The sequence below is a fragment of the Kitasatospora sp. NPDC058115 genome, from assembly GCF_042884635.1.
Taxonomy (GTDB): Bacteria; Actinomycetota; Actinomycetes; order Streptomycetales; family Streptomycetaceae; genus Kitasatospora.
Window position 1 is genome coordinate 172,897 of sequence record NZ_JBHVTL010000001.1, and the last position, 12,561, is coordinate 185,457.

General features: G+C 77.0%; 10 protein-coding genes. 5 read left to right on the forward strand and 5 right to left on the reverse strand.

Translation table 11 applies throughout. The features are described 5' to 3' along the window. Positions 1-17: 17 nt before the first annotated feature. A complete protein-coding gene (locus ACFVVL_RS00650) occupies positions 18-518 on the reverse strand; it encodes a hypothetical protein (RefSeq protein ID WP_387670265.1) in 501 nt (166 codons plus the stop codon). A gap of 86 nt (positions 519-604) precedes the next feature. On the opposite strand from ACFVVL_RS00650, the gene ACFVVL_RS00655 reads away from it, so the two are divergent. Next, the gene (locus tag ACFVVL_RS00655; RefSeq protein WP_387670266.1) at positions 605-1,921 is read left to right on the forward strand and encodes a cytochrome P450; all 1,317 of its coding nucleotides are present in this window, start codon (positions 605-607) and stop codon (positions 1,919-1,921) included. A 36-nt stretch (positions 1,922-1,957) separates the two neighbouring features. Here ACFVVL_RS00655 and ACFVVL_RS00660 read toward each other — a convergent pair whose 3' ends face one another. After that, positions 1,958-5,521, reverse strand: coding sequence for a tetratricopeptide repeat protein (locus ACFVVL_RS00660; protein ID WP_387670268.1), 3,564 nt, complete (start codon positions 5,519-5,521; stop codon positions 1,958-1,960). Next, complete coding sequence (locus ACFVVL_RS00665; RefSeq protein WP_387670270.1) at positions 5,518-5,985, reverse strand: hypothetical protein; 468 nt, start codon at positions 5,983-5,985, stop codon at positions 5,518-5,520. The genes ACFVVL_RS00660 and ACFVVL_RS00665 overlap by 4 nt, the downstream gene beginning before the upstream one ends. Before the next feature lie 214 nt (positions 5,986-6,199). Here ACFVVL_RS00665 and ACFVVL_RS00670 point away from each other — a divergent pair, with 214 nt between their 5' ends. The 3 genes from ACFVVL_RS00670 (at position 6,200) to ACFVVL_RS00680 (ending at position 8,804) form a co-directional block, all read left to right on the forward strand. Next, the gene (locus ACFVVL_RS00670; RefSeq protein ID WP_387670272.1) at positions 6,200-6,820 is read left to right on the forward strand and encodes a LysE family transporter; all 621 of its coding nucleotides are present in this window, start codon (positions 6,200-6,202) and stop codon (positions 6,818-6,820) included. Positions 6,821-7,392: 572 nt separating this feature from the next. Next, complete coding sequence (locus ACFVVL_RS00675) at positions 7,393-8,013, forward strand: DJ-1/PfpI family protein (protein WP_387670274.1); 621 nt, start codon at positions 7,393-7,395, stop codon at positions 8,011-8,013. Positions 8,014-8,360: 347 nt separating this feature from the next. Continuing rightward, complete coding sequence (locus tag ACFVVL_RS00680) at positions 8,361-8,804, forward strand: hypothetical protein (RefSeq protein WP_380297372.1); 444 nt, start codon at positions 8,361-8,363, stop codon at positions 8,802-8,804. A 94-nt stretch (positions 8,805-8,898) separates the two neighbouring features. Here the strand turns inward: ACFVVL_RS00680 and ACFVVL_RS00685 are convergent, their stop codons facing one another. Both ACFVVL_RS00685 and ACFVVL_RS00690 read right to left on the reverse strand, forming a co-directional pair. Further along, positions 8,899-10,407 carry an APC family permease gene (locus tag ACFVVL_RS00685; RefSeq protein ID WP_387670276.1) on the reverse strand — a complete coding sequence of 503 codons (1,509 nt, stop codon included), beginning with the start codon at positions 10,405-10,407 and terminating at the stop codon, positions 8,899-8,901. A 72-nt stretch (positions 10,408-10,479) separates the two neighbouring features. Beyond that, a complete protein-coding gene (locus tag ACFVVL_RS00690) occupies positions 10,480-11,679 on the reverse strand; it encodes an amidohydrolase (protein WP_387670278.1) in 1,200 nt (399 codons plus the stop codon). A gap of 160 nt (positions 11,680-11,839) precedes the next feature. Between ACFVVL_RS00690 and ACFVVL_RS00695 the strand changes: the two genes are divergently transcribed. Beyond that, positions 11,840-12,496, forward strand: a complete 657-nt coding sequence (locus ACFVVL_RS00695) for a GntR family transcriptional regulator (RefSeq protein ID WP_380293572.1) — start codon at positions 11,840-11,842, stop codon at positions 12,494-12,496. Positions 12,497-12,561: the final 65 nt, after the last annotated feature.

Below are 12,561 nucleotides of genomic sequence, written 5' to 3' on the forward strand. Positions count from 1 at the left end.
CTTTTCCGGCGGCGGGCTCACCAGGAGCAGTCGGCCTCGCCCTCGATCGCGGCCCCGGCGACCAGCGCGTAGTGGTCCCCGGCCGCGCGGGCGTCCGGCGGACCGACCCGGAGCACGGTGGGGCCCGCGGCGGTGTGCCGGGTGTAGCAGGCCTCGCCGATCCGGGTGGCACGCCCGGGCGTCCAGCCGCGGGCGGTCAGTTCGGCCGCGTAGTACTCCTGGACCCGGACCGGGCTGCCGGGGTGGTCGTAGCCGACGGCCGCGACCAGCAGGTTCTCGCCGTCGCCGTCGACGCACTCGGTGGAGACGGCCTCACCGTCCGGCCTGACCCCCGCGGGCGCCAGGCGCAGCTCCTCCAGCCCGGCGAGGCCGGCGAGCCTGGCCTCCTGGCCGCTGCCGCAGCGATCGCCGTCCCGCAGGACGAGCACCCCGAGGCCCGCGGCGGCCAGGGAGGCCGCCAGGGCCGCGGCCGCCAGGGGCACGAACCGGACGAGGAGTTTCTGACGGCGGGTGGGCACTGCGGACGCTCCGGGACTCGGGGGGACGTGTCCGGGTGACCCTAAGGCACGGCGGAACGAACGGCCCCTGCCGTAGAGTCGGCGGTGTGACCGCCACCACGAACCCCGGCTCCCCGTCCGCAGGGCCCGTGCCCGAACTGCCGCCCGAGGCGGTCGAGGAGTGGCGCACCGAGGAGGCCGAGCTGATCGAGCTGCTGGCCCGCACCCGGCAGCGGCTCGGCGGCGTCGCCGCGTTCCGGATCGGCCCGCGGCCCACCGTCCTGGTCACCGACCCGGAGGCCGTCCAGCACGTCCTCGGCCGGCACCCCGAGCGCTACGTCAAACGCTCGCACCGCGCCCGGGCGATCGCCGGGGACGGCGTGCTCTCCGCGACCGGCGACGCCTGGAAGCGCCAGCGGCGCACGCTCCAGGCCCAGTTCACCGGCCCCGGGATGCGCCGCTACGAGCAGCGGATCGCCGCCGCGGCCCGTCGCACCGCCGACCGCTGGGCCGGGTACGCCCGCACCGGGGAGCGCGTGGACATCGGCGAGGAGATGCGCCACTTCGCCCTGGACACCATCTGGCGCGCGCTCACCGGCCACCCGCTGGACGCCGCCACCGAGCGCGAACTCGACCGCATCACCGCCGTCGTCGCCGCCCTCCCCCAGCTGCCCGACGGCGACCACGCCCGCGACGCCCTCGCCGGCGACCTCGCCCGGATCGACGCCGTCGCCCACGCCGCCATCGACGCCGCCCGCCGCCGCGAGGACGGCCCGGACGGCCCCGGGGTGCTGCGCGACCTGCTCGACGCCGCCGAGGAGCACCCCGAGTACACCGACCGGCTGATCCGCGACGAGCTCGTCACCCTGCTGGTCGCCGGTCACGAGACCACCGCCACCACCCTCACCTGGCTGCACCTGCTCCTCGACGCCCACCCCGAGGCCCGCGCCCGGGCCCTCGCGGCCGGGCCCGAGGGCTCGCCCGAACGGCGCGAGGCGGTGCAGGCGCTGGTCGGCGAGACCCTCCGGCTCTACCCCTCGGCGTGGATCCTCCCCCGGCACGCGCTCGCCGACGACACCCTCGCCGGTCACCGCATCGAGGCCGGCACCGACCTGCTGGTCTGCCCCTACCTCACCCACCGCGACCCGGCGCTGTGGCCCGACCCGGAGCGCTTCGACCCGACCCGCTTCACCGGCGGCGGCACCCGCCCCGCCCACCTCGGCGCCTACTTCCCCTTCGGCCTGGGCGCCCGCGCCTGCCTGGGCACCCAGTTCGCCCTGCGCGAGTCCGGCGCCCTGCTCGAACTCCTGCTCCCCGCCCACGAGGTGCGCTTCCTGAGCACCCCGCCGGGCGCCGCCTACGGCCTCACCGTCCGCCCGGACGGCCCGACGCCCGCCGTCCTGACGGCGACCGGCGGCCGCTGAGCGCCCGGCCTCCCCGGGCGCGGACGCCCGCGGTCCTCAGCCGCGCGGGTCCCGCACGCGCGTCAGCAGCGACCGGGCGGCCCGCAGCTTCCCGCCGTACTCCTGCGGCTCGCCGTGGGCCAGCCGCTCGAAGATCCGCACGCCCTCCAGCGCCGCGTCCAGGGCATCCGGTGAAGCCGCCCTTCCGGCGTGGATCAGGGCGGACACCAGGATGCCCAGCGCCAGGCCCAGGTCGTCCGGCCGGCGGGTGGAGGAGTCGCCCGCACCCGGCGCGCGGTGGACCGCGACGGCTTCGCGGGCCGCAACGACCGCCTCCCGCGGCCGGTCCGCCGCCAGCAGGACGCCGGCGAGGACGCCGAGGGAGCGCCCGTAGCCGGGCCGGTGGGCCGCCGGCTCGGTGCCGGCCAGGTCCTTGCGCACGGCGACGCTGCGCCAGGCCGGGGCCACGGCGTCCCCGGGCCGCCCCATCGCCCCGAGCAGGGAGGCGAGGGTCGCCAGGGACATCGCGTAACCGGGTGCGTGGGCGGCCGCGTTGGCCGTCACCAGCCGGCTGCGGAGGTCGACGGACTCCCGGGCCAGGTCGAGCGCCCGCTCGAACCGGCCCACCTCCGGCAGCCGCGCCGACAGGTTGTTCAGCGCCATCGCGAGCCCGGGCCCGTGGGCGGCGAAGTCCTCCAGCGCCAGCTCCCGGTAGAGGTCCGCGGACTCCTCGGCCGCGTCCACCGCCGGCCGGGGCAGGTCCGCCCGCCACAGGGCGATGCCGAGACTGTTCAGGCCGTTGGCCAGAGCCGGCCGGTGCACGGCGGGGTTCCGGCCCGCCAGAAGGCGGAGGACCTCCACCGCCTCCCGGGTCCTGGCCAGCGCGTCCTGCGGCTCGCCGACCCACCACAGCAGCTCCCCCAGGCTGCCGAGCGCGGCGCCGAGCCCGGACGCGTGGGCGTCGGGGTCCGACTCCACGAGCCCGCGGCCGAGCGCCACGGCCTCCTCCAGCAGCGCGACGGCCTCGTGGCGCCGGCCGCTGCGGGAGAGCAGGGAGCCGAGCCGGCGCAGATCGGCGGCCAGGGCCGGGGTGTGGGTCGCGGGGTCGGCCTCGGCGAGCCGCCGGGAGATGTCCACCGCCTCCCGCGCCCTGATCAGGGCCTCCTCGCGCTGTCCCGCCTGCCACAGTGACTCGATGAGGTCGGTCAGCGCCGCGTTGAGATCGGACTCGAAGACCGCCGGGTTCGCCCCGGCCAGCGGCCGGTAGGTCTCCACGGCTCCTCGCGCCCGGGCCACGGCCTCCTCGCTGCGCCCCGTCCTCGTCAGGAGGAAGCCGAGCCTGGCGGCCACCCGGGCGTGGTTGGGGGCGTAGCGCGCCGGGTCGGCCTCGGCGAGCCCCCGCAGGATCGCCTCGGCCTCCCGGACCGGCTCCAGCGCCTCCCGGTACCGGCCGACCGTCGACAGCACGGCGCCGAGGCCGTCCAGCGCGGCGGCGAAGCCGTCGCCGTAGGCGCGCGGGTCGGCCTCGCCGAGCGGCCGGTGGAGCGCCACCGCCTCCCGGGCGGCGGCCAGGGCCTCCGGTACCCGGTGCGCCGCGGAGAGCCGGTCCGCCAGGACGCTCAACCCCCCGGCCAGCGCGGCCCGGAGGTCCGCGGCGCCGGGATCGGCCGCGAGCGACCGCCGGAAGAGGCCGGTGCCCTCCCGGGCCGCCGACAGGCCCTCGCCCGAGCCCCCGGCCCTGGGCAGCAGGCCCGCCAGGCACACCAGGGCTCCCGCGAGCCCCCGCTCGTAGGTGTCCGGGTCCGCCTCCGCGAGCAGCCGCCAGACGGGCAGGGCGTCCTGGGCGACGGTGAGCGCCTGGGCGTCCATGCTCGCGTTCGTCAGCCGCAGGACCAGACCCTGCCGGACCACGGCGTGCGCGACGGGGTCCTGGGTGCCGGAGAGGCGGTGGACGGCCAGCCGGAAGGCGACCACGGCGGCGCCGGAGTCGAGGTCGGTGTGACGGCCGGCGGGCAGCCGGGCCTCGACGGCTTCCAGCACCTCCCGGGGCAGGTCGGGCAGGTCCGCGAGCGCGGCGAGCGCGGCGCCGCCCGCGCGCACCGCCAGCACCGGCCGGGCACCCAGCAGCGGGGCGATCTGCTGCTCCGTCAGATGGGGCCAGCGGGCGGCGGCGGCCGACAGCACGGTCAGGGCGGTCCGGGTCCAGAGCCGCTCCTGCTCCGAATCGCCGGTGCCGAGCAGCCGGGCCGGGACGACCGTCAACCGGGGGTCGGGCTCGTAGGTGCGCACCGTGCGCTGACCCGGGACCGAGAGGGCGAGGAAGTCCTCGGCCAGGCGGTCGGGGTACAGCGGTTCGAGGAAGGTCGTCGCGCCGCCGCCGTCCGGACCGGGACGGGTCTCGGTGGACTCGGGGTAGGCGGTGGCGTGGTCGCGGAGCAGCCGGTCGGGCGGGAACGGCGCGCCGCTGCCGGCCGTCGCCCGGGCGACCGCCTCCAGGGCGTCGTCGTGGGTCTGGCGCCCGATCAGGGCCGCGACGTAGACGCCCCGGCCCAGCTCGATCTGGTCGGCGCGGGTCCGGCCGTGCCGGTGGAGGTCGCGCCAGTAGGCGCCTTCGCGGGTCAGCAGATGGGCGGAGACCTGTGCGGGACTGGCCAGTTCGGGAAGCGCGGACCCGTCGCGCCGGCTCCGGTGGACCGCGTCGACCCAGGCCAGGGCCGCCATGTGGACGGCCAGTGCCTCACGGAAGCCCTCGTCCTCGGCCACGGACCGGGGCGGCGGAAGGTCGTCGAGGCCGGTGATGCGCAGGGCCTCGGCGAAGCGGGTGCACGCGGCCGTGAACAGCGCGAGGGGGGTGTTGCCGTCGGTGCGGTCCGGCCCGGTGGATCCGGTGGTTCCGGTAGGTCTGGTGGTGCCGGTAGGTCCGGTGGTGCCGGTGGTCCCGTCGGCCAGCGGGCCGAGCTCCAGTCGGCCGGTGTCGAACTCCATCCGCTCCAGGTCGTTGCCGGCCAGGGTCTGCCACCACACCCCGGCCGCCCGGGCGACCAGCAGCACTCTGGTGCGGTCCGGTTGGCGGGTCGCGTCCGCGCACAGTTCCAGCAGGTCGGCCGCGGGCCAGCGGTCGGCGTAGTCGACGACCAGCAGCGTTCCGGTGCCGCCCGGGACGGGCGCGCCGTCCAGGCGGCCGGGACCGCGCTGCGGCCCGTCGGCCGGGTCGCTCGCGTGCCGGGCCTGGAGCACCCGCCAGCCGAGCGCGTGGCTCCTGCGGGCGAACTCGGTCGCGAGCCGCGTCTTCCCCTGGCCGCCGGCCCCGTGCAGCAGCAGCGCCGACACCGGCTCACCGCTGTCGCGCCAGGCCGCCAGTCGGGCGAGCTCGGACCGGCGGCCGGTGAAGTCCACGACCTCGAAGCGGGAGTGGAGCAGCCGCGCGGGCTGCAGACGGGCCCGCTCGACCGACAGCACCCGGCGGTCGAGCGGGAAGGCGTCCAGCTTGTACAGCGGGCGTTCGTTGTGGACGGTGATGTCGACGTCCCCGGAGACGTCCTTGATCAGGAAGACCGAGCCGTGGACGACCGAGTCCGCCACCCACTGGTCGCCCTGCCGCAAACGCTTCCGGCCGATCACGCCTCGACCTCCACATCGCCCGTCACGCCGTCGATCTGCACGACCGAACCCCCGACCGCGGAACGCTCGACGAACTGGCCCCCGGCGGCGGCCGGGGTGGCCACCGGCGCCGCTCCCGGGGGCGGGGACGGGGGCAGGGGCGGGGGCGGGGCGGCCGGTCCGTTGCGGACGGTCATCCTGACGTTGCCCCGCGCCCCGGTGATCTGGACGACATCGCCGCCCACGCTGCTGCCGACGACGGCCTGCCGGGACACCTCCCGGCGCCCCTCATCCCCGGCGGGGGACCTGCCCCGGAGCGCCGCCAGTCCGCCCGCGACGGCCCCCGCGGCCGCCCCCAGGGTCAGCCGCGCCCCGGCGTCGCGCACCCCGCGGAGCGGCCCCACCGCCCCCACGAGGATCCACACGGCGGCGAAGGCCAGGACCGCGACCAGCCCCGCCACCCACCATCTCCGTCCCTGCCTCATCCGGCTCTCCCCCTGTCCCACGAGACCGCCCGCTCCTCGCGCCCGGTGTGCGCGCCCGGCATGCACGCCGACGCGCCTCGGCGGAATCCCACTTATCCCGCACTCGCCGGACAGCGTCAAACCGGCGGAAATGCGGTGGCCGGCCGCGCCGTTCGCGGCTACGCTCCCGGCTCTCCGACGTCCGTGCCGCCCCGTCAGAACGGACCGCACCGCCATGACCGATGCCCTGCTCTCCGGGCTCCTCGCCGGCTACGGCGTCGCCGTGCCGGTCGGCGCGATCTCCGTGCTGGTCGTCACCCTCGCCTCGCGCGTCTCGCTCGGCCGGGGCCTGGCCGCCGCCCTGGGCGTCGCCACCGCCGACGGCCTCTACGCGCTGGTGGCGGTGCTCGGCGGTGCGGCACTCGCGCCGGTGATCGCGCCGGCCGCGGGCGTGCTGGAGATCGCGGCCGCCGGGGTCCTCGTGCTGCTCGCCGTCCACGGCCTGCGCGCGACCGTCCGCGCCCACCGGCTGGAGGGCGGCGCACCGCCACCGATCGCGGCCTCGCCGTGGCGCACCTACGCGACCCTGCTCGGCCTGACGCTGCTGAACCCGCTCACCGTGGTCTACTTCACCGCCCTGGTGGTGGGCGGCCGCACCGGCCCGGGCCCGCCCGGGCCGGGACTGGTCTTCGCCCTCGCCGCGTTCGCCGCCTCGGCCGGCTGGCAGACGCTGCTCGCGTGCGGCGGCGCCCTGCTGCGCCGCACCCTCACCGGCCCCCGCGCCCGCCTCCTCACCGGCCTCGCCGGCAACGCCGTCGTCCTCGCCCTGGCCCTCCGCCTCGCCCTCACGGCCTGAACCGACAGCGGGCCGAACCACCTCGCCGGGGGCACCTCGGCGGCGGGCGGCAGAGCGGAACTCCGAGAGCGGGCCACCGCAGCGGCGGCTCCGGCGGGCGTACCCGGCAATGGCAGCGACACCGGCAACAGGCAGGCCCGTACAAACAGTCAACCGACCAGCAACTCCATCCGAAAGCCGGCGCCCTCGACGGCGCAGGCGTGCGCGGCGGCCGCGATCGACGGAAGAAGGGAACCGACCGGCCCAGGGCACCTCGGCGGCAGGCGGTAGGGCGAGCCACCGCAGCGCGGCAGCTCCGGCGGGCGTACGGGTCGGCGGCGACATCGGGGCCCTTCACGCAATCAACTGGCCGGCCACGCCGGGAAAATCGTGCTGCCCCCCGTCGACACGGCGATGACCGACGGTCGCGAGGGCCCCCGGCCTGGGCCGCCGACGCCGGGGTGCGCGGCCTCGTGCGGGGAACGCCGCCCGGTGGGCGCCGTCGGTGCCGCCCCGCCCCGCGCGGCCGCAGCATCGGGCGTGACGGCTGACGGGCGGGACGCCCGGAGCGGGTGGCGGCTATGCTGCGGCGCATGGACATCGTGATCCCGCTCTTCGAAGGTTTCGAACCGCTCGACGCGATCGGCCCCTACGAGATCCTCGCGCTCGTGCCGGGTGCCACCGTCCGCTTCGTCACCGGCGAACCGGGCCTGGTCCGGGACACGTTCGGGGCGCTGCCGGTGCACGTGCCGACCGCGTACTCCGAGGTGGAGCGCTGTGACGTCCTGCTGATCCCGGGCGGCGGCGGCATCCGGCCGATGCTCGCGGATCCCGCCTTCCTCGACTGGGTGCGCCGGATCCACGCCGGCACCCGGTTCACCACCTCGGTCTGCACCGGTGCCGTGGTGCTCGGCGCGGCCGGTCTGCTGAAGGGCCTGACCGCGACGACGCACTGGTCGGCGACCGCCGAACTGGAGTCCCACGGCGCCGTCTACACCGCCGACCGGGTGGTCCGGCACGACCGGCTGATCACCGCCGCCGGGGTCTCGTCCGGCATCGACATGGCCGTCCGGCTCTCCGCCCTGCTCACCGACGAGACCACCGCCCAGGCGATCCAGCTCTACGCCGAGTACGACCCGCAACCCCCGTTCGACACCGGCTCGGTGGCCAAGGCCCCGGCCGAGGTGCTCGAACGGGCCGCCACCCTCGGCTGAGGCCCGCCGCCCCGGCGGTTCCACCTCGCCGAGGTGGCGGGCCGGCGTCGACCTGGTGACGCCCGACATCGGGCTGGGGGCTGCACGCACACCCGGCTCGCCCACGGCGATTCCCTCGGACGGCCCGGCTCGTCGGGGCCCACGGTGGGGTCCCCCGCTCTGCGCGCCCCCACCGGCGCGCGGCCGGAGCGTGCGCCCCGGGCGCGCGCCGACACCCCCGCTGCCGGGGAGGCGCGGGGCGGGAGACGGGTAGGACAGTGGAGACCGGGAGCGGTGCCGCAGCGCGAGCGCCCCTCCCACGAACCGTTGCCCGCCCATCCTTCCATCGTTCGCACAAGGACGTGCCCATGAGCGACGACCCCTCCCAGCTCGCCGTCATCGACCAGATCCGCGCCGCCGGTGAGCACGCCGAGCGCCTGCTCCTCGCGTCGGGGCGCCCGGCCCCGGTGCGGACCACCCCGGACCGGGCCGCGCCGTGGTTCCGGGAGACCCGGGCGGTGATGCTCCGCGCCGAGGGGGACGGCACCCTGCGCCACTGCGGCCACCTGGCGGCCCCGCAGCCGACCGTCGTCCTGGCGGAGGCCGCGGACCGGCTGGTCTGCTGGGACTGCTACACCAAGGCGCAGGCGCTGCGCAGGTGCCACCTCTGCGGACGGGCGGCGGGGACGCGGTCCCCGGACGGCGGCGTCGAGGCGGTGGTCCGCGGCCCGGCGGCCGTCTACTCGCGCATGGTCTGCCGGGCCTGCGCCGAACCGGCCGGCCCCCGGGGCACCTTCGGCAACGGCCGCTGACCGGCCCGGCGGCAGGGGCGGCAGGGCGGGTGCCGGGAGCCGGGATGCTGCCGCTGCCTCGACGCCCGGCCGCCCCGCCCGGGGCGGGCGCGGCTCAGCCGCGTTCGACGTCGACCTCCGTCAGCCGGGCGAAGCGCTCGGGGTCGGTGCGCCGGATCCGCCGGGCGACCAGGTAGCCGGCCAGTGCCACGAGCGGCAGCGGGATCAGCAGGAGCGCGTTCACCACGCCCGAAGCCCCGGTCAGCAGGCTGAAGTTGAAGACGGCGAGCACCGTCAGCAGGGCCAGGCCGGCGGCCGCCAGCAGCGGCGCCCAGACCACCCGGAAGGCCGACATGCCGCGCCGGTCGCGCCGGAAGAACGCCCAGACCGCCACCGCCGCCAGCGCCTGCATCGCCATGATGCCGAGCACGCCCACGCTGTTGGACCAGAGCAGCACCACCAGGTAGGGGTCGGCGGCCAGCACCGCGCCCAGCAGGATCACCAGGGCGTTGAAGCCGCTCTGCACCAGGACGGCGGGGCCGGGCGAGCCGGAGCGCTCCGAGATCCGGCCGAGCCGGCGGGGCAGCAGGCCCTCGCGGCCGAGCGCGTAGAGGTAGCGGGCCGCCGCGTTGTGGAAGGCCAGGGCCGAGGCGAAGGCGCTGACCACGATCAGGACATGCATCGAGTCGGAGAGCCAGAGGCCGACGAAGCGCTCGGCGGCGGTGAAGGTGAGGTCCGGCCCGTCGGCGGCGCGGGCGGCCGCGACGGCGGCGTCGGTGCCGTACGCGCCCATCACGATCCAGGTGCCGAGGGCGTAGAAGAGGGCGAGGAAACCGATCGCGATGAAGGTCGCCCGGGGCACCGTGCGGCGCGGGTCGCGGGCCTCCTCGGCGTAGATCGCGGTCGCCTCGAAGCCGGTGAAGGCACCGATGACCAGCACGAACATCCCGGCGACGCCGCCCTGGGTGAGCAACGAGGGGTCGAAGGAGACCGGGTCGAGGGCGGCCGTGCCGCGCTCGGCGAGCACCCCGCCCTCCATCACCAGCAGCGACAGCACCTCCAGGACCAGCGCCACGCCGAGCACCTTGGCGCTGAGCGTCACCTTCAGCCAGCCGAGGACGCCGACCACCACCACGCAGACGCCGGACAGCAGCCACCAGGGCACGTGCGCACCGGTGCGCTGCTCGATGTGCCCGGCCGCGAAGTAGCCGAACGCGGCGGCCACGCCGGGGGTGATGAGGTTGTAGCAGACCACCGCGACGTAGGCGGTGATCACGCCGAGGGTGCGGCCGAGGCCGCGTGCGACGTAGGCGTAGAAGGCGCCCGCGTTGCGCACGTAGAGGCTCATCGCGGTGAACCCGGCGGCGAACAGCACGAGCAGCGCGCCCGAGATCAGGTAGGCGGCGGGGGCCGAGGCGCCGCCGACGCCGATGGCGAACGGCGCGATGCCCGCGAGGACGGTCAGCGGCGCGGCGGCGGCGACCACGAAGAAGACCAGGTCGGTGGTGCCGATCCGGCCGCCCACGAGACGGCCGGGCGCGGACGCGTCGGCGGCGCGGGAGGTGGGGGCGGCGGTGGCGGTGGCGGCGGAGGCGGGCCGGGTTCTTTCCGCGGAGGAGTTCACGGTGGGGGGCGTCCTTCCAACAGGGGTGGGGCAGGGGGCCGGGGGTGGGGCCCCGGCGGACCGCGCGGGGCGTCAGCGGGTGCGGTCCAGCACGACCCGGCCGCCGTGCAGGACGAGCAGCCGTTCGGGGTGGGCGGCGACCGCCTCGGGGACGGAGCCGGCGGCGACCGCCACCAGGTCGGCCCGGGCACCGGGCGTCAGGCCGTGGTCGGCGAGGCCGAGGGCGGCGGCGGCGTGCGAGGTCACCAGGTCGGCGGCGAGCCGCAGGTCGCCGTCGGTCATCAGCTCGCCCTGGAGGCCGATGATGGTGGCGCGTTCGAGCATGTCCCCGGTGCCGTAGGGCCACCAGGCGTCGCGGATGTTGTCGGAGCCGGCGAACACCCGCACGCCGAACTCGTGCAGCAGCTTGACCGGCGGCATCGACCGGCTCGGGCCGTTGGTCATGATCGCCACCCCGGCGTCCGCCAGCTTCCGTGCGGTGCCGAGGAGTTCGTCGAGGCCGAGGTCGCCCAGCGCGTACGCGTGGCTGACCGCGACCCGGCCGCCGAGGCCCAGGGCCGCGGTGCGGTCGGCGATGTCGCGCAGCTGGGAGGCGCCGACCGGGCCGCCGTCGTGGAGGTGGATGTCCACCCCGGCGCCGTGGCGCCCGGCGAGGCCGAAGACGACGTCGAGCTGGCCGTCGACGTCGCCGTCGAACCCGGCCGGGTCGAGGCCGCCGATCAGCTCGGCGCCCTCGCGCAGGGCCGCGTCCAGCAGGTCCGCGACGCCGGGAGCGGTGACCACGCCGCTCTGCGGGAAGGCGACCAGCTGCACGCCGATGACGTCGCGGACGCGCTCGCGCACCTCCAGCAGGGCGTGCAGGTGGTCGAGGCCGGTGTCCGGGTCGACGTCGACGTGCGAGCGGACGTGGCCCGTGCCGAGCGCCGCCATCCGCCGGGCCAGCGCCTCGGCGCGCTCCGCGACGGGGGCGCGGCGGGCGACCTCGCGGCGCTGGACGCGCTCGGAGGCGATCTGGGTGCGCAGGTCCGCGGTGGGGCGGTGCGGCTGCCAGGGCGCGCCGAGGAAGGTCTTGTCCAGGTGGGCGTGGCCGTCGACCAGGGCGGGCAGCAGCAGCGCGCCGCCCAGGGAGACGGCCGAGGGGGCGCCGCCGCCGGCGTCCGGCCGCCGGGCGGCCACCGGGGTCAGGGCGGCGATCCGGCCGTCGGCGAGGTGGACGTCGGCCGTGCTGCCGTCGGGCAGCGTGGCGTCGAGCAGGAGGTCGGGGGTGATCACATGAGCGTCCAGGATTCGGGGGCCGCGGGGCCGCGGACCGGGCGGGGGCCTCAAGCTATCTGGTATACCGAATACCAAACAAGGGGTATCGGCCGCCGATCTGAAATGATCTGGGCAGCCCCGACGACCAGGCGCAGCCCCCACCCGACTGGAGCCTCCGATGACCGATACGCCCGGCGACGCCCACCAGTCGCTCCGGGACCTCGTCTACGTCCGGCTGCGCGAGCGGATCATCGAGGGCGAGTACCCCGCCGGCCGCCGCCTGGTCGAACGCGAGCTGGCCGAGACGATGGGCGTCTCCCGCGTCCCCGTGCGCGAGGCCGTCCAGCGCCTGGAGAGCGAGGGCTTCCTCACCGTCCAGGCCCGCAAGGGCGCGGTGGTCGCCGGGTTCGGACCGGCCGACGCCGAGCACTTCTTCGCCGTCCGGGAGTCCCTGGAGGCCCTCGCCGCCAGCCTCGCCGCCCAGCACGCCACCCCCGCCGGGCTGAAGAACCTCGAACGCATCCTCGCCCGCACCCGCCGCGCCGCCGAGGCCGGCCGGCTGCGCGAGACCGTCGGCCTGAACGCCGACTTCCACCGGGCGATCGTCGAACTCTCCGGCAACCCCCTGCTCCAGGAGATGATGGCCCCGCTCGACGGGCGGCTGCGCCGGCTGTTCCGCCTCACCTCGGGGCCCGAGAGCAGCACGCCGATGTGCACCGAGCACGAGCAGTTGCTCGCCGCCCTCCGCGCCCGCGACCCCGAGGCCGCCGCCGACCTCGCCCGCCGCCACGTCGCCGGCACCCGCGCCTTCGCGCTCACCGCCCTGGGGAGCTGAGCCGGGCGGGGGCCGCCGGGCTCCCAGGGTTCTGGGATGGGCAGCGGCACCGCCGGTCAGCAGAA

Coding starts and splice junctions, on each gene's coding strand:
- ACFVVL_RS00665 (WP_387670270.1), bottom strand. CDS start 5,985: ATGAGGCAGGGACGGAGATGGTGGGTGGCGGGGCTGGTCGCGGTCCTG.
- ACFVVL_RS00670 (WP_387670272.1), top strand. CDS start 6,200: ATGACCGATGCCCTGCTCTCCGGGCTCCTCGCCGGCTACGGCGTCGCC.
- ACFVVL_RS00675 (WP_387670274.1), top strand. CDS start 7,393: ATGGACATCGTGATCCCGCTCTTCGAAGGTTTCGAACCGCTCGACGCG.
- ACFVVL_RS00680 (WP_380297372.1), top strand. CDS start 8,361: ATGAGCGACGACCCCTCCCAGCTCGCCGTCATCGACCAGATCCGCGCC.
- ACFVVL_RS00695 (WP_380293572.1), top strand. CDS start 11,840: ATGACCGATACGCCCGGCGACGCCCACCAGTCGCTCCGGGACCTCGTC.